The 22,703-nt window shown below is 72.4% G+C and carries 16 protein-coding genes; all 16 read right to left on the bottom strand.

The window, feature by feature from the left end:
* Positions 1 to 6: 6 nt before the first annotated feature.
* Positions 7 to 723, bottom strand: a complete 717-nt coding sequence (locus ACLF3M_RS21490; protein WP_430659025.1) for a transaldolase — start codon at positions 721 to 723, stop codon at positions 7 to 9.
* Positions 720 to 1,262, bottom strand: coding sequence for a D-glycero-alpha-D-manno-heptose-1,7-bisphosphate 7-phosphatase (locus ACLF3M_RS21495; protein ID WP_430659026.1), 543 nt, complete (start codon positions 1,260 to 1,262; stop codon positions 720 to 722). Before ACLF3M_RS21495 ends, ACLF3M_RS21490 begins: the two co-directional genes overlap by 4 nt.
* Positions 1,259 to 1,858: an SIS domain-containing protein gene (locus ACLF3M_RS21500; protein ID WP_430659027.1), complete on the bottom strand. Its 600-nt coding sequence runs from the start codon at positions 1,856 to 1,858 to the stop codon at positions 1,259 to 1,261. The genes ACLF3M_RS21495 and ACLF3M_RS21500 overlap by 4 nt, the downstream gene beginning before the upstream one ends.
* Positions 1,855 to 2,559 (bottom strand): sugar phosphate nucleotidyltransferase, encoded by a 705-nt coding sequence (locus tag ACLF3M_RS21505; protein ID WP_430659028.1) that lies wholly within the window; start codon positions 2,557 to 2,559, stop codon positions 1,855 to 1,857. The genes ACLF3M_RS21500 and ACLF3M_RS21505 overlap by 4 nt, the downstream gene beginning before the upstream one ends.
* The gene (locus ACLF3M_RS21510; RefSeq protein ID WP_430659029.1) at positions 2,556 to 3,536 is read right to left on the bottom strand and encodes a hypothetical protein; all 981 of its coding nucleotides are present in this window, start codon (positions 3,534 to 3,536) and stop codon (positions 2,556 to 2,558) included. Before ACLF3M_RS21510 ends, ACLF3M_RS21505 begins: the two co-directional genes overlap by 4 nt.
* Positions 3,533 to 4,489: an NAD-dependent epimerase/dehydratase family protein gene (locus ACLF3M_RS21515; protein WP_430659030.1), complete on the bottom strand. Its 957-nt coding sequence runs from the start codon at positions 4,487 to 4,489 to the stop codon at positions 3,533 to 3,535. The genes ACLF3M_RS21510 and ACLF3M_RS21515 overlap by 4 nt, the downstream gene beginning before the upstream one ends.
* A gap of 47 nt (positions 4,490 to 4,536) precedes the next feature.
* The gene (locus ACLF3M_RS21520; protein ID WP_430659031.1) at positions 4,537 to 6,639 is read right to left on the bottom strand and encodes a class I SAM-dependent methyltransferase; all 2,103 of its coding nucleotides are present in this window, start codon (positions 6,637 to 6,639) and stop codon (positions 4,537 to 4,539) included.
* A gap of 404 nt (positions 6,640 to 7,043) precedes the next feature.
* Positions 7,044 to 8,003: a hypothetical protein gene (locus tag ACLF3M_RS21525; protein WP_430659032.1), complete on the bottom strand. Its 960-nt coding sequence runs from the start codon at positions 8,001 to 8,003 to the stop codon at positions 7,044 to 7,046.
* A 67-nt stretch (positions 8,004 to 8,070) separates the two neighbouring features.
* Entirely contained in the window at positions 8,071 to 8,991 is a 921-nt protein-coding gene (locus tag ACLF3M_RS21530) for a glycosyltransferase family 2 protein (protein ID WP_430659033.1), read from the bottom strand.
* An 81-nt stretch (positions 8,992 to 9,072) separates the two neighbouring features.
* Positions 9,073 to 10,344: a capsule biosynthesis protein gene (locus ACLF3M_RS21535; protein ID WP_430659034.1), complete on the bottom strand. Its 1,272-nt coding sequence runs from the start codon at positions 10,342 to 10,344 to the stop codon at positions 9,073 to 9,075.
* 36 nt (positions 10,345 to 10,380) lie between these two features.
* Positions 10,381 to 11,172 (bottom strand): formyltransferase family protein, encoded by a 792-nt coding sequence (locus ACLF3M_RS21540; RefSeq protein WP_430659035.1) that lies wholly within the window; start codon positions 11,170 to 11,172, stop codon positions 10,381 to 10,383.
* 129 nt (positions 11,173 to 11,301) lie between these two features.
* Complete coding sequence (locus tag ACLF3M_RS21545) at positions 11,302 to 12,624, bottom strand: aminotransferase class I/II-fold pyridoxal phosphate-dependent enzyme (protein ID WP_430659036.1); 1,323 nt, start codon at positions 12,622 to 12,624, stop codon at positions 11,302 to 11,304.
* A 16-nt stretch (positions 12,625 to 12,640) separates the two neighbouring features.
* Complete coding sequence (locus ACLF3M_RS21550; RefSeq protein ID WP_430659037.1) at positions 12,641 to 19,795, bottom strand: SDR family NAD(P)-dependent oxidoreductase; 7,155 nt, start codon at positions 19,793 to 19,795, stop codon at positions 12,641 to 12,643.
* A gap of 16 nt (positions 19,796 to 19,811) precedes the next feature.
* On the bottom strand, positions 19,812 to 21,122 hold the full coding sequence (locus ACLF3M_RS21555) for a glycosyltransferase family 4 protein (RefSeq protein WP_430659038.1): 1,311 nt from the start codon (positions 21,120 to 21,122) through the stop codon (positions 19,812 to 19,814).
* Between the two features lie 167 nt (positions 21,123 to 21,289).
* Positions 21,290 to 22,303 carry a C-terminal binding protein gene (locus ACLF3M_RS21560; protein ID WP_430659039.1) on the bottom strand — a complete coding sequence of 338 codons (1,014 nt, stop codon included), beginning with the start codon at positions 22,301 to 22,303 and terminating at the stop codon, positions 21,290 to 21,292.
* Positions 22,304 to 22,409: 106 nt separating this feature from the next.
* On the bottom strand, positions 22,410 to 22,703 hold a 294-nt coding region (locus ACLF3M_RS21565; protein ID WP_430659040.1), incomplete at its 5' end, for a hypothetical protein.

Genomic DNA, 22,703 nt, shown 5'->3' on the forward strand with positions numbered 1-22,703 from the left:
GCCCGGCTAGATCCGGAAGCCTGCCGCCACGGCGTCGTTGCGGAACATCTTCACGGTGTCGAGCGAGTAGGCATCGAGGTCGTAGCCCAGCGTCGGCAGCTTCTTCAGGATGTCGTTCGTGACGGTGATGATCTGGCAGCCCACCGCATCGGCCTGCACGATGTTCAGCAACTCGCGCGGGCTGGCCCAGATAACCTCGGCCTTGGGCAGCGCGGCCGCCATCGCCACCGACGCCGACATGATCGGCAGCGGATCGCGGCCGGTATCGGCGATGCGGCCGGCGAAGACGGAGATGTTGGACGGCACCTCGGGCTCCAGCGCGAGCACGACGTCGCGCACCTGCGCCATGGTCATGATTGCGGTGACGTTCACCTTCACGCCGCGCGCGGCCAGGCGCTTGACCAGCGGGCAGGTGCTCTCGCCGCGCGTGTTGGTGATCGGGATCTTGACGTAGACGTTCGGCCCCCAGGTCGAGACCTTCAGCGCCTCGCGCTCCATCTCCGCGATCTCGTCGGAGAAGACCTCGAGCGAGAGCGGCTTGTCCGTGATGTGCTCCAGCACGTCGCGGGCGAAGCCCTCGTAGTCCGTGATGCCGGCCTTGGCCATCAGGGTGGGGTTGGTGGTCAGGCCCTTGATGTGCGGCTTGGCGTACATGTCGAGCATGACCGCCTTGTCCGCGCCGTCGGCAAAGATCTTGACCTTCAGGTCGGCGAGAGTGGTCATGGGCTTTTCCCTTCCGAAAGGATCCAGTCGGCCGCTTCGGCCAGCGAGCCGCAGACATGGTGTGGCGGATGCGCCGGCGCACGTTCGTCGTAGCCGGCCTCGATCAGGATGGTGCGGCAACCCGCCGCGGCGCCGGCGTCGATGTCGCGCCAACGGTCGCCGACCATGAAGCTGGCGCGCAGGTCCACGCCGTGCGCCGCGCCGTCGCGCAACAGCATCCCCGGCTGCGGCTTGCGGCAGTCGCATTCGCCGTCATGGCCGTGCAGGCAGGTCTCGATGGCATCCAGCGGCAGGGTCGCGGCCATGCGGGCGTGGATCGCCTCGACCGTCGAGAGCGGCGTGGTGCCGCGCGCGACATCGGGCTGGTTCGTCACCACCACCAGGCGAAAGCCGGCGTCGCGCAGGCGGGCCAGCGCCTCCGGGACGCCGGGCAGGATCTCGAGTTCCGTCGGCGAGGCCGGCGGATACGGCTTGCCGTCGCGCACCACCGCGCGGTTCAGCACGCCGTCGCGGTCGAGATACACCGCGCGCCGCTTCACGGGGCCGTGGATTCCCACTTGGTCTGCCGCGCCTTCAGCGCGGGGTGGGAGACCAGGAGGTGCCAGACCACGGCCTGGAAGGCCTCGGAATGCGGGGTGACGTTCTCGGGGTTGACGGTGGGCACGATGCAGACGACGTCGCCGACCTTGCCGGTGTAGCCGCCGTCGCGCCCGACCACGCCGAGGATGCGCGCGCCGACTTCCTTGGCCAGCTGCAGCGCGCCCACCAGGTTCGGGCTCACATTCTTCTCGAGGTTGCCGCCACCCACGGAGAAGACGAAGACCGCGTCCTTCGCGTTCAGCCGGCTGGTCAGCAGCCATTCCCGGAAGATGGTGTGCCAGCCCTCGTCGTTGGTGCGGGCCGTCAACTCCGACACGTTGTCCGTCGGCGCATAGGCCTCGATCCCGACGATCTTGCGGAAGTCGTTCACGGCGTGGGAGCAGTTGCCCGCGCTGCCGCCGACGCCGAGGAAGAACAGCCGCCCGCCGCGGGCGCGGAGTGCGGCGAGCTCCTCGGCCATGCGCTCGATCAGCGCGGGGTCGAGGCCCTTCACGACCTCGATCGTCTCGGCCAGGTGCTGGGCGGCGTAGCTCATCGGACGTTTCCCGCGAAATGGGCTTCGAGATCGGCGAGCCCCGAGAAGGAGCCGACCTCGTGGAAGCGGTTGTGGACCTCGAAGCCGATCAGCTGGCCGCGCGCGGCGAGGTCCTGCGTCACGGCGGCGAGGTCGGTCGGCGCGTCGGTCGGCAGGGCGGCGAAGACCTCCGATCGGAAGACGCTGAAGCCGTAGTCGATGTGGCGCATGCGCGGCGTGCGCGCGGTCTTGCTGTAGGCCAGGATCTCGCCGGCCTCGAATTCCACGTTGTTGGCATGGGCGGGATCGTCGTTGCGGCAGATCGTCATCAGCGCGGGGCGACCGTCGCCTTCGAAGGCGGCGAGCGCGGCCTGGTAGTCGAATTCCAGCCAGCTGTCCCCGTAGATCACGGCGAAGGCCGGGCCGAGCGCCGGCAGAGCGCGCGCGATCGCGCCGCCGGTGCCGAGCAGCACCGGCCCGTCCGGCACGTAGCGCACGCGCATCCCGAAGCGCTGCCCGTCGCCGACGGCGTCCTCGATCCGCTCGCCCAGATAGCCCGTCAGGAAGACCGCATCCGTGAAGCCGTTCCGCGCAAGCAGGCGAAGCTGGTGGAAGGCGAAGGGCTCGCCCGCGACCTCGACCAAGGCTTTCGGGATCTTCTCCGTCAGCGGCCGCAGGCGCGTCGCCAGCCCGCCGGCCAGGATGGCGATGGGCAGCGTCACGACAGAACGACCTTCGTACCCTCGAGCTCGAAGCGGAAGCGCACCTCTTCCAGCCCGGCGCGCGCCATGGCGTGGCGCAGGCGGTTGCGGTCTTCCGCATAGAACAGCAGGAAGCCGCCGCCGCCGGCGCCGACCAGCTTGCCGCCGATCGCGCCGTTCTTGCGGCCGAGCTCGTACCATTCGTCGATCTCGGCCATGCTCATGCCGGAGGAGCGCTTCTTCTTGTGCTCCCAGTGCTCGTGCATCAGCGCGCCGAAATCCGCCGCGCGGCCCTGCATGAGCATGTCCTTGCTGCGCAGGCCGAGCTCCTTCACGTAGTGCAGGTTGGCGACCATCGCCGCGTCCTGCGACTGCGTGCGGTCCTTCTGGTCCTTCAGGATGGACCCCGCGCTGCGCGAGAAGCCCGTGAAGAACATCAGCAGATTGTCTTCCAGGTCGAAGCGCGTGTCGCGATCGATCTCGAGCGGCTGCACGTCTACGCTGCCGTCGGGGTTGAAGGTGAAGCAGGTGATGCCGCCGCAGGCCGCGATGTACTGGTCCTGCTTGCCGACGGGCTCGCCCAGGATGTCGATCTCGATGCGGCAGGCGAGTTCCGCCAAATCCTTCGGGTCGATCATGCGCATGCGCTGCGCATAGAGCGCCTTGAGCAGCGCGGTGGTGAAGCTGCCCGACGAGCCGAGGCCGGTGCCCGCGGGGATGTCGGCCAGCGCGGTGATCTCGACCTGGGGCCGGCCGGTCTCAATCAGGCGCAGCGCCTCGCGGATGATGGGGTGCTCGACCTGGTCCACCTGGTCCGCGCGCTCGAATTTCGAGTATTTCAGGAAGATGCCGGGCGTGAAGGGACGCAGCACGTTGACGTAGACGAAGCGGTCGATCGCGCCGGCGATCAGGAAGCCGCCATGGTCGCGATAGTAGGACGGCAGGTCGGTGCCGCCGCCGCCGAGGCTGATCCGCAGCGGGCTGCGCGTGGTGATCATGCCCGCGCCTCCAGGATGTCCGGATTAGCCATGAGGTAGTCCACCGTACGCTCCACGCCCTGGCGGATGGAGAAGCGCGGCGTCCAGCCCAAGGCGCGGATCCTTGCGGTGGCGAGGAAGATGAAGGGATTGTCCCCGATCCAGCCGCGGTCGCCGCCGGTGTAGTCCAGCGCCGGCGTCACGCCGAGGCGCGCGCAGATCCAGCCAACGCTGTCGCGGACCTCGCAATACTCGTCGGTGCCGAGGTTGTAGACCGCGTATTTCTCGTCGCCCTTCTCGATCGCCGTCATGATCGCGGCGATGCAGTCGGAGACGTCGAGATACGACTTGCGCTGCCGCCCGTTGCCCAGTACGCGCAGTCGCGTCGGGTCGTGCCTCAGCGACTTGCAGAAATCGAAGACGTGGCCGTGGGTGTAGCGGTGGCCCAGGATCGAGACGAAGCGGAAGACGGTGCCGCGGAAGCCGAAGCCCTCGCAATAGGCGGAGATCAGGCCTTCCGCCGCGATCTTCGACGCGCCGTAGAGCGAGGTCTGCACGGGGAAGGTCGCGTCCTCCGGCGTCGGGAAGACCGTCGCCTCGCCATAGACCGACCCGGTGGAGGAGAAGGCGATGTGCTTCACGCCCCCTTCGCGCATCGCCTCCAGCACGTTGTGCGTCGCGATGACGTTCTGCTCGAGGTCGCGTCGCGGATGGTCCGTGCCGAAGCGCACATCGGCATTGGCGGCGAGGTGCACGACGAGGTCGGCGCCCTGCACCGCCGGCCCGATCGCGGCGGGATCCAGCAGGTCGCCGCGCACCAGGCGGAAGCGCGCCTGCGCCTGCGCGGCGGCTAGGAAGCTTTCCTGGCCGGTCGAGAAATTGTCGAAGCCCGTGACCTCGTGCCCCGAGGCCAGCAGGTGATCCACCAGGTTGCTGCCGATGAAGCCGGCGGCGCCGGTGACGACGACTCGCATTACGTCCTTCCTGTCAATGCCCGGCCTGGCGGCGCCGGCCGCGCTGCCTAGGAACCCTGCCGCTGCGCGGCCTCGGCCCGCGCCTGGCGATACAGCCGATACCGCTCGGGAAACTGCCCGGTGACGAGCCAGTACACCGATTTCAGGCCACGGCGCAGGAAGTGGCGCAGCGCCGGCATGGCGTTCAGCATCGCACGCAGCGGCGCCGTCATGCGCCAGGTCGTGCTGTTCACCACCGCGTCGTAGCGGGCCTGCAGGTCGGCATCGGCGACGACCTTCACCGGCGCAGGCGATCCGTCAGTCGGCGACACGCTCAGCGCCGCGGCGGCGCTGCGCTGTTCCTTCAGCAATGTTCCGACAGCGGCGAAATAGGCCTGGGCCAGTGTCGCGTTTGGCCGATTCTCCGACAGCTGGCGCAGCAGCGCGGCGAAGGGATGCGGCTCCTTCCCGACATAGACGACGCCGAGCCCGTGCTCATGCGCGAATTCGAAGGCGGGGTAGCGACGCCGCAGCTCCTCCCACAGGCGCCAGACGCCGAAGCCGCGGCCGAACTCGTTGGTGTCGTGGAAGATGATGACGCCGGCGTCCGACATCTTCGGCAGCCAGGTCTCGAAATCCTCCTTCACCGCTTCGTAGGTGTGCAGCCCGTCGATGTGCAGCAGGTCGATCGAGCCATCCTCGAACCAGGCGCGGGCGGCGGAGAAATAGGCCTGGATGTAGTGCTGGTCCGGGTGGTTCTCCGCGATATAGGCGCGGAAGCCATCGAAGACCGAGGTGTCGTGGAAGCCGGCATGGACGTCGCCGACCCAGCTGTCCACGGCCACGCATTCCGCCGGCACGCCGAGTTTCTCGGCGATCTGGCAGGCCGCGAAGAAGCTCATGCCGTTGTGCACGCCGAGCTCGGCGTAGCGCCGCGGCTTCAGCAGGGCAAAGAGCGCGTACATCACGGGCACGAGCTCGGTCCAGGCGGAGAAAGCCCAGGCCTTCATCGGCGTGCAGGTCGCGGCGACGACCTCGGTCAGCCAGTCCTCGCCGAAGCTCTCCGGCACGGTCGCTGGCGGCAGCGCCGCGAAGGGCGCGTTGCGCGGCGTGCCGGACCCCGCCAGCGCCTGCGGCACGATGCGGATGCGGTTGCCGTCGATCAGCGCGGCGACGCCGCTGTCGCGCGCGAACTCGTCGCGGTCCCAGACGATTGCGGCGTCGGCGCGCAGCGTCTCCGATAGGCCCGCGACGCCGACGGCGTCCTCGCCCGGGACAGGCTCGCGGCAGAACGCCGGCAGCCGGCGGACGGGCCATCCCAGCGCCTCGGGGTCCAGCGCGTCGGTGTGTTCCACCGACTGGCCGTAGCTCGCCGCCATGAAGCGCAGCTCCGGCGCGCCGATCGCGCCGCGGCCCAGCAGCTCGTCCAGGCTGTCCACATGGCTGCCCTCGCCGGGCTTGCGGTTGTGCTTGGCGCGTACCAGGCGGAGGCTCGATCCGATCCGGTACTTCAGCCGATCGAGCGACCGCACCGGCAGATGCAGCAGCGGCAGCCCGGGCTGGCCGTACACGTCCGGCCCACCGGGCGAGATCGCGACGGCGTGGTTGCCTTCCTGGACGTGGTAGTCCGGGTTGTTGGCGGCAAAGAGGCTGGAGATCGCGACCTTGCTGAAGGACGAGGTCCGGCCCGACCAGCGGAAATCCTGCCCCACGTCGAAGCTGGCGAAGCTGCCGAACTGCATCGGCACCAGGTTCATCCAGGGCAGCATCATGACGTCGCCGCCGAGGTCGCGCAGCGCCTGCTCCACATCCTCGCGCGTCTCGGCGGCCAGGAACTCGTCGCCGTCGAGCAGGAACACCCAGTCCGCGCCGCGCGCGAAGGCGCGACGCGACAGCAGGTTCATCAGCGCGCCCTGGAACTTCTCCTGCCGCGTGACCTCGTAGACATGCAGTTGAAGGCGGGGATCGTGGAAGCTGCGCAGCACCTCGCCCGTGCCGTCGGTGGCGCGGACATCAGCAATGAAGACCTCGTCGAAGAACTCCGCGCAGTGGCGCAGGAAGGGCCGGATGATGTCGCCCTCGTTGCGCATCATCGCCACCGCGGCAAGCCGGAGCCCGCGCCCGCCGCGAAGCGTCGCGGGCAAGTCGGAGCGTCCGCTCGCAGTGTCCATCTCGGCACTTACCTTCGGCTGACGGGGCCGGCTCCCCCGGTGGGCGTCCGGCACGGGCAGGCGAATAGCCCCTCCGGCAGGCGGGTGTCGAGTTCGCCGGCGTTACAATCGGCCAGGCAGAAGCCGCCGGCACCTCACGGATGTGTGAGCGTGAACCCGCGGCTGGCGCGCCACCATCGCTGGCAGGCCAATGCGGCGCCGGCGGACAACGGCAGCCCGCTCCGGCTGCATCGCGGCTGCGGCATTCGCGTCGTCAGCGGCTTCGCGTACACGGACTTCTGCCCGCGGGATCCGCGCATGCTACCCTGGAAGCTGCTTGATCCCTTGCCGCACGCGATGGAGAACGCCGAGTCTCCGACGCACCACCGTTCCGAAGCGCGCCCGACCGGCCCCCCGGCGCCGCCTCAGGTGAACCAGAGCAGCCCGGCGAAGCTCAGCGGCGACGGCAGGTCGCCCTGCGACCGTTCGGCCCAGGTCACGCTCGCGTCGAAGACGCCGTTGCCGTCGAGGTCCGCGTGCAGCGTCACACCTTGGAAGCCCGGCGCCCCGTCCTGTGCCACCCAGGTCAGCGTGCTGACGCCCGGCCGCCAGCCGAAAAGGCTGAGCTGCTCGCCGGCTTCCCAATCCGTGATTGTGGCCCAGGTCGGCCCCAACCCGCGCCCGTCGAGGAAGAAGACGTCTCGCCCGCTGCCGCCGGTCAGGAAATTGGACCCGGTCCCGCCGTCCAGCACGTCATTGCCGGCCCGGCCGTCCGCCGCGTCGGTGCCGCCAAGCAGGTTGAGGAAGTCGTTGTCGTCCGAGGCTCCCACCACCTCGCCGGACTCGCTGCCCAGGAACTGCCACTGCAACCCCGCGACCGGCCCGGAATAGGCCGTGGCAGGCAGGTTCAGCAGCACGCCATTGGTCAGCACGGTGAACAGCGGCGTGCTCGGAGGCGGCGGCGGTGGCTCCGGCGGCGTCGGGCTTTCCGCAATGTCCGCCGCATCCACCTGAAACTCCCCGCCGCGCCCGAACAGCGACCAGGCCGAGCCCGTCCAGGCCTGGTCGAGCTCCGACCCCAGCCCGGCGGTGCCGGCCACCGCCGACGTGCCGCCCAGCGTCGGCAGGAAGACGCCGAGGCTGCCGATCCGGTACCATTCGACATGCACCTCAGCGTCGGCCAGTCCGACACCCGACAGGTCGATGCCGTATTCCGTCTCGGACTGGATGACGTAGCGGCCGCGCGCCGTGATGATCACGTCGCCCGGCGCCGCCGCGCTGCTGTCCAGCACCAGCCAGCCGCCCCAGCTGTTGCCGGAGCTGGCTTCGAACACCCAGTAGAAAATGCTGTCGGGGACGTCGTCGCGATTGAGGGAGCTGGACATGAACCGGCGGGCTGTCTGGCCGGCCCTTCTACGCGCGCCCCGGTGAAAAGAGCGTGAACCCCGGGCCTTATCGCACGGCCAGGTAGGCCAGCCGCTTCATCTCCCGCCGGCTGTGCGTGATCGCGCTGAGGATCAGCCCGACCGCGAAGGACAGCAGCGCCGAGAGCATCAGCGCCGAGGCCAGGATCGCCGTCGGGAAGCGCGGCACCAGCCCGGTCTCGAGGAAGGTGACGACCACGGGGATGCCGAGTCCGATCGAGACCACCATCAGCACCGCCGCGACGACGGTGAAAAACTCCAGCGGCCGCTCGCGCTGGATCAGCAGGCCGATCATGCGCAGGATCAGGAAGCCGTCGCGCCAGGTCGCAAGCTTGCTGGTGGAGCCCTCCGGCCGCTCGCCATAGGGCGCCGCGATCTCGCCCACGGGCAGGCGCAGTTCAAGCGCGTGGATCATCAGCTCCGTCTCGATCTCGAAGCCCGCGCTCGTCGCCGGGAAGCTCTTCACGAAGCGGCGCGAGAAGACCTTGTAGCCCGACAGCATGTCGCTCGTGCGGGAGCCGAAGATCGTGCCGACAAGTCCCGTCAGCACGCGGTTGCCGAAGCGGTGCCCGCGGCGATAGGCGGCCTCGCCCGTCTCCTCCCGCGCCGCGTTCACCATGTCGTAGCCGCCTTCGATCGCCGTCGCGACCAGGCGCGGCGCGGCGGACGCGTCGTAGGTCGCATCGCCATCCACCATCACGTACCAGTCGGCCTCGATGTCGGCGAACATCCGCCGCACCACGCTGCCCTTGCCGGGGATGCGCTCGAAGCGGACCTCGGCGCCGGCCGTGCGCGCGACATCGGCCGTGCCGTCGTAGGAATTGTTGTCGTACACGTAGACCACCGCATCCGGCAGCGCCGCGCGGAAGCCGCGCACGACATCGGCGACCGTCAGTGCCTCGTTGTGGCAGGGCACGAGGACGGCGATGCGCGGGGCGATGACGGACATGCGACCGGGATGCTGGGGCGAGGATGCCTGCTCTACGATGCGGCGAGGAGCGCAACAAGTCACAGGCTTGCTGGGCGGGCGTCAGCCCGCCGGGACTGGCTCCGCCGCCGCCGCGCGCGCGGGCACGCCGACGGTGCCGGCATGCAGCCGCTCCACCGTCGCGGCGACCGCGACGGCACGGCCTTCCGGCGCGTAGAAGACGCCGCGGAGCTGGGTCGTCGCCTGCAGCGCGGCCAGGAAATCCTCGCGAAGCGATGACTCCGGCGGCGCGGCCTCGGTCCAGAAGCCGTCCAGCGCGCCCTGGTGCGCCAGCCCCGGCACGTCCCACACCGCCTGCCCCAGCGCCTTCGCCGGGCAGCCCAGCACCACCGCGCGCAGCCCGACCGTGCTGTTGACCGTCACCATCCCCCGCGCGCCGGCCAGCATCGGATCGAGCGGCCCGTGATGCGCGACATGCACGCGATGCACCGCGCCCGCGGCCTCCGCGATTGCGGGGAGGCGGCGGTGCCAGCGCTTCAGGCAGGGATCGAGCGGATGCACCTTGACGATGAGGTGCCCGTCCGGCGGCGCGTGCCTGGCGAAGGACCGCACCGCCTCGGCCACCGGCGTGTCCATGTCGCGATAGCGGGAATAGGCGCGCAGGGAGAAGTCGTTCTCCATCTGCATCGCGAAGACCCAGTAGGGATGGTCCTTGACGCGGCTCAGCGCGCGCTCGCCTTCCGCGCGCTCTGCCCTGCGGCGCAGCAGGCGGCGCCCGATCCCGGCATAGGTCGCGAAGGGGTGGTGCAGGTGGTGGCTGCGGTAGTGCGGGAAGGGCCAGGGCAGCAGGCTGAGCACGTGGTAGGCGACGTCCCAGCGCGCCTGGCGGGGGAAGTCGTCCTTCAGCCGTTCCTCGAGATCGGCGCGCGGCAGACCGGCAGCGAGTTCTCGGATCGCCGCGGGGTCGCGCGGGAATCGGCTGTCGCCGCCCATGCCGTCGCGTTCCAGCGTGATCCAGTCCGGGCGGAAATAGCCGAAATCCGTCACGGTCACCGCGATGCCGCGGGCCTGGGCGGCGGCGATCGCCGCGCGGTGATAGGCGCGCTGCTCGCCCAGCAGCACGATGTCGGTGACGCCGTGGCGGTCGAGATAGGTCTCGATGAAACCGGGCCAGTCCTCGGGCCGGCCGCGGTAGTCCACCATGGGCTGCGGCCCGCCGCGCCAGAACAGCCGGTCGCCGAGATTGAGGTTGATGCGGTGCGTCGCGTGGCCCCGCGCGACGAGCCCTGCCGCGACCTCGGCGAAGAAGGGCGTGATCGGCCCCTGCAGGAACAGGAAGCTGCGCCGCCCGGCAGGATCAGGGCTCGATGTCATCGGGACGCCCCGCCATCGCACCGGCCGGAGCCGGGGTCAATCTGGCCGCGTCGCACGCCCGGGAATCAGCAGGCGGAGATCGGCCGGCGCGACAAGTCGCACGCCCCGCCTTGCCGCGGCGTTAAGCGCGGCGGCGTCGGGAAAGCCGCGATAGGGCAGGATGGCGGGATGCGTGCCGGCGATGGCGTAACCGGCTTCGAGTCGCGCCAGCAGGTCGCGCAGCAGCGGCAGCCCCGCCAAATGCAGGCGGCGCGACGCGTCCAGTGCCGAGACGCCGGCGGGCAGCGCGACGCGGCGCTGCGACAGGATCTCGCCCGCGTCGATCCGCGCTGCCAGGCGGTGCAGGCTGACGCCGGCCTCCGCCCCGCCTTCCGCCAGCGCCCAGAAGGCCGGGACGGGGCCGCGATGTCGCGGCAGCAGCGAGGGATGCAGGTTCACGCCGCCGAGTCGCGGGATGGCCAGCGTCTCGGGCGCCAGGATCTGGTCGAAATGCAGCGTGACGATCAGGTCGGGGCGCGCCTCAGCCAGCGCGTCGCGGAATGTCGCGCCGTTGACATCGTGGATCGTAACGGCCCTCGCGCCCGCGACGCGCCGGAACGCGCTGCGCCGGGGCAGCCCGAAGCCCAGCGCGAGATAGGGCAGCACGCGCGGTCCGGACCGCGCGAGGTGGCGTCGAAGCTGCCCGACCGCGCCGCCCGCGCCAGGACGCATCGGATCGGACAGGCCGAGCAACACGAGCCTCCCGCCGAGCTCGCGCGCAAAGGCCAGGCTCGCCGCGTCGCTCATCACCGATGGCAGCGTCAGCAGCGCGATGCGCAGCGGGGACAAGCCTTCTCCCCCTCTTATCGGGGAGAGGGTTGGGTGAGGGGGACGTGCGGGTGACAGATCACGTACTTCATCCTGCGAGCCTCCCTTACCCATCCCCTCTCCCCCCTGCGGGTGGAGAGGGCCTTTTCGCTAGAACCCCCCATCCGCCGCCGGCACGCTATCCGCCGCCGCGACCAGCGCCGCGACCGCTGCGCGGATGTCGGCCTCCTCGTGCTCGGCCGAGAGGAAGAAGCGCAGCCGCGCCGCCCCTTCCGGCACGGCGGGGAAGATGATCGGCAGCGCATTCACCCCGCGATCGAGCAGCGCCGCCGAGACCCGCGTCGCCCGCACCGAGCTTCCCAGCACCACCGGCACGATGCCGAGGCCCGCCGAGGCGCCGGTGTCGAAGCCCGCGGCGCGGCAAAGGTCGCGCAGCAGCCGCGCATTGGCCTGCAGCTTCGCCACCCGCCAGGGCTCGGCGTGGAGGATCCGCAGCGCCTCCAGGGCCGAGGCCGCCAGGACCGGCGGCAGGCCCACGGAATAGACGAAGCCCGGCGCGGTATGGCGCAGCCAGTCGATCAGCTCGGCCCGCGCCGCGATGTAGCCGCCGCACGCGCAGAGCGTCTTGGACAGCGTGCCCATCCAGATGTCGATTTCGGAAGGATCCACACCCGCGGCTTCGAACACGCCCTTGCCGGTCGCGCCCACCACGCCCAGGCCATGCGCGTCGTCCACCATGAGCCAGGCGTCGTATTGCCGCGCCAGCCGCACCAAGCCCGCGAGGTCCGGGACGTCGCCGTCCATGGAGTAATGGCCCTCGACCACGATCAGCGCGCGCTGCGCGCCGCGCCGCGCGGCCTTCAGCTCGCGCTCGGCATTCGCGACGTCGTTATGCGCGAAAGGCACGCGCCGGGCGCCCGACAGCCGCGCGCCCTCGACACAGGAATTGTGGATCGCGGCGTCGTGCACGATCACGTCGCGCGGCCCCATGAGGTGCCCGATCACCGTGACGTTCGTCGCATGCCCGCTGACGAAGGCGAGGGCGGCCTCGGCGTTGTAGTGTGCGGCGAGCGCACGCTCGAACTCCGCATGAATGGGGCGCTCGCCCGAGACCAGCCGCGACGCGGAAGCCGAGATTCCGTAGCGCGCCATCGCCTGCGCGGCGGCCTGGTGCAGCCGTACATCGCCGTTCAGCCCGACATAGTCGTAGCTGCCGAAATTGACGAGGTCGCGGTTGCCGACCTGGCTGTGCGCGCCGGCGCGGCCTTCATGCGTGCGGAAGAACGGGCTCTGGATGGACAGCGCGTCCATCGCGTCGCGCACCAGCTCCCAGTCCTTGAGGTTCTGGATGGACCCGAAGCCGCGCGTGTCGGCCGCGGCCTGCGCTTCCTGCCCCTCACGCCGCCGCGCCAGGCGCTGCACCAGCGCGAGCCGCGCGGTCGCGGATAATCCGAAGGCCTGGCCCCGCGCCATGCTGCGCAATCGTCTCCTAGCTCGCCGCCGCGACCGGCGCCGGCTCGAAGCTCTCCATCAGGACGGAGATCGTCGCTTCGGTCGCCGGCGCCAGCACCGCCTCGGCGATCTGCCGCGCCAGGGTGGCGACCGTCAACTCCTCGGACAGGCCGGCGATCGGCACCTGGCGGGCCAGGCGCGATTCCAGCGCGCCGCGCAGCTCGAGCGCACCGAGGCTGTCGAGGCCGAGCCCCGTCACCGGCGATTCCGCGCCGACGGCCTCGGCGGGCAGGCGCAGGATGCGGCCGATCTCCTCCTGCACCAGGCGCAGGATCGCGGCCTCGGCCTCGGCCCGCGGCATGGTGGCCAGGCGCGCGCGGAAATCGCCGGAGTCGGCGCTGGAGTCGCTGTCGGCCAGCGCCGCCAGCATCGGCTCGGCCATGATGGGCAGTCGCAGGCGGCCCTCGCCGCCCAGCCGCACCAGCAGCGGCGCGGCATGCGGCGCGGCGAGCAGCATGGGCAGCGCGGCCAGCGCCTCCTCCGCCGGCATGCCCGCGATGCCGAGGCGGCGGTGCAGCGTCTCCGCCTTGCCGGCATCCGTCGCCAGCATGCCGACATCCGCGATCGGCCCCCAGGCTACGCAGAGCGCGGGGCGGCCGGCTGCGCGACGGCGCCGCGCGACCGCTTCTAGCGCCGCGTTGGCCGCGACATAGTTGGCCTGGCCGGGATTGCCGAAGGCCGTGGTCGCCGAGCCGAACAGCAGGAAGAGCGAGAGCCCGTCGCCCGCCGTCAGCCTGTCCAGGTTCTCTGCGGCATCGAGCTTCGGCGCCAGCACGCGCCGGAAGCGCGGGGCGTCCATCGCGATGGCGGCCGCATCGTCCAGCACGCCCGCGGCATGCACCACGCCGCCGATCGGCCGCACGCCACGGATCGTCGCGAGGGTGGCTTCAAGCGACGCCGCATCCGACGCGTCGCAAGCATGGATCGCGGCCTGCGCGCCGAGAGCGGCGAGATCGCGCAGCGCGACGGCGTCCTGTTCGGCACCACGCCGCCCGACCAGCGCGAGATGCCGCACGCCCTGCCGCGCGAGCCATTTCGCGCAGGCGAGCCCGAAACCGCGCGTGCCGCCGGTGACGACGACGACATGGTCATTCGCCGGCATCCAGGGCGCCGCCGGCACCACTGCGCGGATCGCGGGCGGGCGCACCACCAGCTTGCCGATATGCGACGACGCCTGAAGCGTGCGGAACGCGGCCTCCACTTCCTCCGGCCCGAACACCGCGAAGGGCAGCGGGCGGAAGGTGCCGTCGCGCAGCCGCTGCCCGATGCCGGCCAGCAGCTTCGCCGCCTGCGCCGGACGCGCGCGCGGCAGCTCGTCCACGTCCACCGCGAAGTAGGTCGCATTGCGCCGCAGCGGCCGCAGCGGCGCGCGGCGGTTCTCGACGTAGTCGCGCTTGCCGAGCTCGACGAAGCGCCCGAAGGGTTTCACCAGGCCGAGGCTGCGCTCCATCGCCTCGCCGGCAAGGGAATTCAGCACGACGTCCACGACGCCATCCGCGCCCCGCCCGCCCCAGGCGTTGCGCAACGCATCCGCGAAGCCGGGATCGCGGCTGTCGAGCACGAGATCGGCGCCGGCCGCGCGCAGGAAGGCGCGCTTGGCCGGCGAGCCCGCCGTCATCGCGACGCGCGCGCCGACGGCCTGCGCGACCTGCAGCGCGGCGAGCCCGACCGCGCCGGCGCCGCCATGGATCAGCACGGTCTCGTCGGGTTGCAGCCGCGCGCATTCCTCCAGCGCATGGACCGCTGTCAGGAAGGCCACCGGGATGGTCGCCGCCGCCTCCGCGCTCAGCCCTTCCGGCAGCGGCGCCAGCGCCTCGACCCGCGTGATCGCGCGCGCGGCGAGCGCGGCCGGCGCGACGCCGAAGACCCGCGCGCCGGGCCGTAGCGCGACGCCCGAACCCGCGGCCTCCACGACGCCGGCGCATTCCATGCCGAGCGTCGGACCCGCGAAGCCGGCTTCCAGCACCTCCTCCGGCAGGAGGCCCTGCGCCCACATCAGGTCCCGAAAGTTCAGCCCGGCGGCTTCGACGCGGATCGCGACCTCGCCCGGACCGGGCGCGCGCGTCTCCCCGGCTTCCCAGCGCAGCGTGCCGAGGCGGCCGGGCTGCGCGATGCCGAGCTTCAGCGGCCCGCCGATCGCCGGCGCCGCGAGCCCCTGCACCAGCCGCGGCACCAGCCGTGCCGTGGCGGTCAGGGCGACCTCCGGCTCGGCCTCGTCGAGTTCGGCGGCAAGCCGCCGCGCCGCGATGTCCGGCGCCACGTCGATGCGCCGTGGCGACAGCGCCGGCATCTCGTTCGCCAGCACGCGCATCAGCCCGTGGATCGCCGCGGCCTGGGGCGAGCCCGCCCCACCCTGCGTGACCACCGCGAAGCCCGCCGCGCTGCCGGCCGCGGATTCCGCCAGTTTCACCAGCGCGGCGAGCGACGTCGGCAGATCGTCCGGCGCCATCAGCACGACGACCCGCGCGCCCGACAGCGCCCGCGGCGCGGCGTCGAAGCCGATGCGCTCCGTCGCGACGTGCTTCGACAGGCCCGCCGCCAGCGCCTCCGCGCCGGGTTCCGCGACGACCAGTGTGCGCGGCGCCGCAGGACGCGCGGCGACCGGCGGCGGCGGCGCTTCGCCGGCCAGCAGCACGGCGGGCCAGGGCGCGCAAGGCATGGGTTCCGCGACGCCGGCGCGGAAGCCGGCCTCGGCGAGGCGCGCCAGCCACAGCGCGGCGTCGGGCAGCGCGCCGCCATCCGAACCGCCCGCGGGATCGGGGCCGAGGCCGCTCCACCAGGCCGGATCCTGGCCGCAAACGAAGGTCCAGACGCGGCCGGGCAGCGGCTCCGCCAGCAGCAGCGCGCCGCCTTCCGCCAGCGCGGGCTTCAGCGCCGCGGCGAGCGTCGCGCCCGCGCGCAGCCGTGCCGCAGCCGCAAGGCCGACGACGATGTCGCCCACCATTGGTGGCGCCTCGCCGCCGCGCGGATCCCAGGCCGCGCTTTCCAGCACCATCACGTCGGGCGCGACCGGCAGCGGGATGCGCTGCTCGCCCGCCGCGACGTAGTGCACGCGCCGACCCAGCGGCGCGAGCCGCGCGGCGACACGGCGCGCCAGCATGTCGCCGGCGGCGCCGACTTCCAGGATGCGCAGCGGCCGCGTCTCCGGCCAGGCCGCGGCCAGCGCACCGACGGAGTCCGCCAGCGCATCGGCGAGGTTCGCGAAGGCGGCACCGGCCAGCGGCGGCGGCGCGACGGGGCGGCGCACGCCGCGCAGCGCCTCCGGCACGCGCTCCGCGGCCTCGGCGATCCAGGCGAGGTCGAGCGCGAGTTCGGGGCGGTCGGCGAGCACCGACCGCCAGATCTCCTGCGCGGGCGGCAGCGCGGCATCGGGGACCAGGCGGAAGGGCGTGGCCTCGGCCGCGCCGTCCTCGACCAGGGCGAGGCGCAGGAACGCCAGATACGCGGAGGCCTCCGGCGCCGCGGTCAGCAGCGGGACGTCCTGCGCGGCGGCGGCGACATGCGCTTCCAGCAGCAGGGCCGCTTCCTGCAGGTCGCGCTCGCGCGCGGCGCGGCGCGCGGCCTCGACCGCGGACGGCAGGGCTGGCGCGGGCGGCGGGCCCTCCCGCGCCGGCACCCAGTCGATGCGCGCGGCGGCTTCGGCGGGGTCGGCATGCGGCAGGGCCACGCGCTGGAACACCGCGTCGTCCAGCCGCGCCACCGCGCGCCCCGCGGCGTCGCGCAGCACGAGGCGCGCGGCTGCGGATCGCGCGCCGCGGCGCGTCACTTCGATCTCCGCCGTCGTCGCGGGCTGCGCGGATGGCAGCGCGACGAGCCGCCCGGCCTTCACCGGCACCAGCCCCGAGCCCGGCGGGAGCGCCGCGGGATCGAGCAGCGCGAAGAGCCCCTGCAGCGCACCGTCCAGCCGCGCGGGATGCAGGATGAAGTCGGCGTCGCTTGGCGCCGCGTCGGTCAGCGCCAGCCGCACCAGCGCGCGGTCGTCAGCGGCCTCCACGCGCTCCACCGCGGCGAAGGCGGCACGATACGTCAGGCCCAGCAGCGCGGCGCGCGCGCGGATTGTCTCCCCGTCCATCGCCTCGCCCGCGACGGGCAGCGGCGGCATGGCCAGCGCGGTTGGCGCGACGGGCCGCACCTCGCCCAGCGCGTGAAGCGTCCAGGTGGTCTCCGCGATGCGGCGGCGCGATTCCAGTCGGAAGGATTCGCTTTCCAGCACGCAGCGGATCTCGCGCGCGGCGTCGTCCTCCAGCACCAGCGCGCGCAGGATGCGGAACTCCGCGACTTCGAGCGCGGCGGCGTCTGGCTGCACGGCGCGTCCGGCGGCCAGCGCCATCTCCAGCATCGCGGCGGCCGGCAGCACGGCATTGGGCCCGAGGCGATGGTCCGCCAGCCAGGGCTCCAGCACGGTGTCCAGCGCGCGCGTCCAGACGCCGGGCTCGTTGCCCCTGCGGAAGCCGAGCAGCGGATGATCCTGGTCGGGGTTGGTCAGCCGCGCGCCTTCGGCGGTGACGGGGTGTTGGAAGGCGCGGCGGTCGAAGGGCGTCAGCGGCAGGCGGCGCTCGGCGGCGCCGCCGAAGGCCGCGCCTTCGCGCAGGTCGGCGCCGGCGACAAAGGCGCGGTCGGCGATGACGGGAAAGGGATCGGCGCCTTCCGCGTCGCGCTTCGACAGGCTCGCGACATTCGCGGCCTCGGCATTCGCGGCACGCGCGGTCTCGCGCAGGTAGGATTGCAGGACGGGGTTCGGCCCGATCTCGACGAAGATCCGCGCGCCGCGCGCGATCGCCGCGCGCACCGCCGCGTCGAAGCGCACGGGCTCGCGCAGGTTGCGCCACCAGTAGGCTGCGTCGGTCTCTCCGGCGCCGAGCGCCGTGCCGCTGACCGAGGACAGCATCGGGATCGCCGGCGCGCCGCATTCAAGCGTGGACAGATCGTCCAGCAGCGCGTCGCGCACCGGGTCCATCGCCGCGCTGTGGAAGGCGTAGTCGAGGTCGAGCGGCACGAAGGCCAGCCGCTTCGCCTCCGCCGCCACGCGCACGGCATCCAGGTCTTCCGCCGGCCCGGCCAGCGTCAGCGCGGCCGGCGCGTTGAAGGCCGCGATCTCGACCTGCGTGCCGGCGACCAGGGCCTCGGCTTCCTCGGGCGTCGCGTTCAGCGCGGCCATGCGGCCGACGCCTTGGCGTGCATGCTGGTGACGGCTGCGTGCGACGACCAAGCGCGCGGCCTGATCGAGCGTCAGCAGCCCCGCGGCCTGCGCGGCCGCGACCTCGCCGACGGAATGGCCGAGCACCATCGCGGGCGCCAGGCCCTGCTCCGCCAGCGCCGGCAGCATCGCGACCTGGATCGCGAAGAGCAGGGGCTGCGCGACATCGGTCGCCGCAAGCTCCTCCGCGTTCACGCCGGCTTCGATACGCGCGCGAGGCGACCAACCCAGCAGCGGCGCGAGCGCGGCATCCGCCGCGTCCATCGCGCGCGCGAAGGACCGCGAGTGCCGCAGCGCGTCGCGCGCCATCCCGGCGTATTGCGCGCCGTTGCCGCTGAAGACGAAGCAGACCGCGCCCTGCGCCGCGGCGACGCCGCTCGTCACGCCATCGGCGGTGCCGTTCTCGCGCCACGCCGCCAGCGCGCTTGCACTGCCACGTAGCGCCAGCCGATGCGGCAGCAGGTCGCGATGCCGCGCGGCACCACGCGCCAGCGGCGCGGCTTGCTTTGCATTCGCCTGCTCCAGCCGCGCCTGCCAGCGGGACGCCAGTTCCTGCAGCGCCGCCGCCGATCGCGCCGAGATCAGCAGCGGCGGTGCCAGCCCGTCCTTCGCGCGAACACGCTTCGCCGCCGGGGCCGGCCCGATCAGCGCGCAGGCATTGGTGCCGCCGAAGCCGAAGGAGTTCACGCCCGCTACCGCGTCCTCGGGTGCATCCAGGGCTTCCTTGGCCGCCGGCACGCGGATGTTCAGCGCGTCGAAGTCGATATGCGGATTGGGCGTGTCCTGGTGCAGCGTCGCGGGCACGACGCGCTTCTCCAGTACCAGCATCGCCTTCAGCAGGCCGGCAATACCCGATGCCGGTTCCAGATGCCCGACATTGGTCTTCACCGACCCCACCGGCAGCCGCGCCGCACGCCCGGCGGCCGCGGTGCTGCCGATCGCCCACGCCTCGGCGGGATCGCCGACGACGGTGCCGGTGCCATGTGCCTCGAAATAGCCGACCCGTTCCGGCGCGACGCCCGCCCGGTCCATCACGCATCGGATCAGTCTCGCCTGCGCATCCCGGTTCGGCAGCGACAGGCCGATGGTCCGGCCCGCGCTGTTCACCCCCGTCGCCAGGATCACGCCGCGGATCGCGTCGCCGTCGCGAACCGCGTCGTCCAGCCGCTTCAGCACCAGCGCGCCCGCGCCCTCCGCCCGCACATACCCATCCGCCGCCGCGTCGAAGGCGCGGCAGCGCCCGGTCGGCGAGAGCATCCCCGCGCGCGAGAAGCCGACGAAGGCGTAGGGCGAGAGCAGCATCTGCACCCCCGCCGCGAGCGCCGCGGGCATCCGCCCCTCGGCCAGCGCCCGGCACGCCGCGTCCAGCGCCACCAGGGACGAGGAGCACGCCGTGTCGATCGTCTCCGCCGGCCCGCGCAGGTCGAAGACGTTGGTGATGCGGTTGGACAGGATGCTCAGCGCATTGCCGGTCATGAAGTAGCGGTCCGCGCCCGCATGGTCGGGCAGCCGCAGCTCCGCATAGTCGGTGGACGACCCGCCGACGAAGACGCCGACCTCCTGCCCCGCCACCGCGGAAGGCCGCCAGCCCGCATCCTCGAGCGCGCCGAGCGTCACCTCCAGCAGGATGCGCTGCTGCGGGTCCATCTCCGACGCTTCGCGCGGGGAGATGCCGAAGGCGCCGGCGTCGAAGCCATAGGCGTCGCCGACATGGCCGGCGGCGAAGGTGTAGCTGCGGCCGGGCTCGCTGCGCCGCGGATGCAGGAAGGCCGCCTGGGTGAAGCGGTCCGCCGGCAGCGTCGTGACCGCGTCCGTCCCGCTTTCCAGCAGCGCCCAGAAGCTGTCGAGGTCGGGCGCGCCGGGCAGCCGGCAGGCCGCGCCGAGGATCGCGATCGGTGTCGCCTCGGCCGCCTTGCGGCGGTCGTTCCGCGCCATCAGCAGAGCCCGCCGGTCAGCTGGCCGGACCGTCGCGCAGCGCGGCGGCCTGCAGGGCGGGGCGCGCGGCGCGGCGCGCCGGCAGGCTGGGCCGCGCGAGATCCGCCAGCAGCCCGTCCACCACGCCGAAATGCGCGTCCCAGTCCGGCGCGCGCCAGGCCGCCATGCGCGCGAGCTGCGCCCGCCGCGCCAGACTGTCCGCCCGCGCATAATCCAGCACCGCCGACCGCCAGGCCGCGCCGTCCAGCGGATCGAGGTAGTCCGGCACGTCGGCGCCGACCTCGCGCAGCGCCGGCAGATCCGACGCGATCGCCGGCACGCCGAGCGCCAGCGCCTCCGCCAGCGGCAGCCCGAAGCCTTCCGCGAAGGACGGGAACAGCAGGGCGCGCGCTCCGCGCAGCAGCTGCGCGAGCTCCCGGTCGCCCATCTGGCCGTGTTCCTTCACCAGCCCGTCCAGCGCCGCGCAGCGCTCCAGCATGTCGAGGACGTTCTCGTTCTCCCACCCCCGCCGGCCAACCACCACCAGCCGCGGCGCCCGCGGCCCCATCGTCGCGCCGAACTGGCGCCAGAGGTTGAGCAGCAGCATGTGGTTCTTGCGCGGCTCGATCGTGCCCACCACGACGAAATAGGGGCGCGGCGCCGCCGGAGGCTCCTCCACCTTCGGCAGCGCGACGCCGAGCGGCGCGACGGCGATCGGCGGCGGCACGTCCCGCCGGGCGAGCCAGGGCGCGAGCTCGCCGCCCGTCACGCCGGAGTTCACCAGGATCCCGTCGGCGTGCTGCGCCGTGCCGTCGATGCGCTTGCGGTGCTTCTCGGCATGGCCAGGCCGCGCGAATTCGGGGTGCACCAGCGGGATCAGGTCGTGGATCATCGGCACGAAGTGGCAGCCCAGCCGCCGCATCGCCGCGATCCGCGCCGGCCGGTCGAGCGAGCGGTGCGAGACCAGCAGGAACGCCTTCGGCCCTGGCCGGCGCAGCGCTTCGCTCAACGCGCTGCGGCCGAAGGGCAGCGCCAGCCGCGCCCGCCGCGCGGCCGGGACCGCCATCCGCTTGCCGGTCTGCCAGGCCTGGTCGAGTGCGGCAATCAGGTCGCGCACGGCCTGGCGCGGCAGCGCGGCGAAGCCCAGCAAGGGGAGTTCCGCGACGAAGGTGCAGGCGGAGCCCGGATCCTCGGCGTAGCGCCGGGCATAGGCGAGCTCGACGCGGTCAATCCCGCTCGGTGCCGGCCGGTTTGCCACCGTCAGCAGCCGGGAGATGTCGAGAATGACCTGCACCGATCCCCTGTCCCAGAGCGGCGACGAGTCCGACAGCGCCGCGCCCATCCCCATAAAGGCGGTTTTCGCCTCACGGCACAAGGAAACTTCCGCCCCTTTCACGCCATGCGTTCACGCGCGGCACGTTCCGGGGCCGGCATGCCGGGTCGAGCATGCCGCAGACAAGTTTATTTCGCCTGAACCGTCAGCGCCGCGCTTCTACATCGCCTGCGGCGCGGGGTTCAATCGCCGTCGGGCGGAATGGCATTGCTCGGGATGCCGAGGACGAGGTTGTCGCGCATCGTCTCCGCGCTCAGCCGGCGGATGTCGGCCCAGGATTCGGGCGTGTGGAAGGCGCTGTGCGGGGTGACGATCAGCCGCCCGATCGTCCAGGGCTCCCGCGCGCGGTAGGCCTTGAGCAGCGAGGGAATCGGCTCCATCGGCGGCTCCACCGGGATCACATCCAGCCCGGCGCCGGCGAGGCGGCCGGAGCGCAGCTCGGCCTCCAGCGCATCGAGGTCGAGGCTGCTGCCGCGCGCGGTGTTCACCACGATGGCGTTGTCCGGCAGCAGCGCGAGCTGCGCCTTGCCGATCAGCCCGCGGGTCGTCCTGGTGTCGGGGACGTGGATGGACAGCACGTCGGCCGAGGCCAGCAACTCGTCCAGCGTGCGCGCGCGCTCGAACCCCAGCGCGCGGTCCCAGCCATTCGGCAGGTTGGGGTCGTGGAAGCGGACCCGGAAACCCAGCGCCTTGGCGCGCAGCGCGGCAGCGGTCCCGATGCGCCCCAGCCCGACCACGCCGAAAACCTGCACGCCGAGGCGCCGGATGACGGGATGGTCCTTGTAGCGCCAGGGTGCGCCGTCGCGCTGCAGGTCGTGGTGCAGCGCGATGCCGCGCCGGAGCGCCAGCGTAAGCGCGATGGCGTGGTCCGCGACCTCCATCGTGCCGTAGTCCGGCACGTTGCAGACCGTGATGCCGCGCGCCGCGCAGGCCGCGCGGTCCAGCCGGTCGTAGCCGACGCCCATGCGGACAACGACCTTGAGCTTCGGGAAGCGCGCGACGTGGTGGGGCTTCAGCCAGTGGCGGAAGATCAGCAGGCCGTCGACGCGGGCGCAGACCTCGTCGGAGACTGCGTCGAGGGATTCGGGGTGGGGCGCGCCGCCCTGGATGACCTCGACCTCGGGGCCGAGGATCCGCTGCTCGAGGAGGGTGTCCGGATACATCGCTTCCGGCTCGAGCACGGTCAGACGGGGCAAGGCGGCGGATCCTGACGGGTAGGGTGGTTCGGCCCCGACCCCGGCCCTCCCCCGCAAAAGCGGGGGAGGGAGAAGTGGGTGGGGGAGGGTTGGGGGGAGCCGCCCCCTACTTTCGCCACCAGCCGCGCTTGCGCGGGAGTTCGGCGGGGGCGTCGCTGCCGAGGACGATAGGGGCGACCGGCGTGCCCACCACCAACTCGGGCGCGCCAGGCTCGGGCATGGGCTCGGTCGCAGCCGCGATCGGTTCCGGCGCGGGCTCGGGCGCCACGACCGCGGGCTCGGCCGCGGCGGCGGGCAGGGGTCCCGGCTCGGCCGCGACGGGTTCCGGCGCAGCGGGCGGCTCCGCGGCAGGCGCCTCGGCCGTGGCGGCGGGCTCGGCGGCCTGGCGGCGCGGGCGCGT

This window comes from Falsiroseomonas sp. HW251 (assembly GCF_050563545.1).
Classification (GTDB): domain Bacteria; phylum Pseudomonadota; class Alphaproteobacteria; order Acetobacterales; family Acetobacteraceae; genus Falsiroseomonas.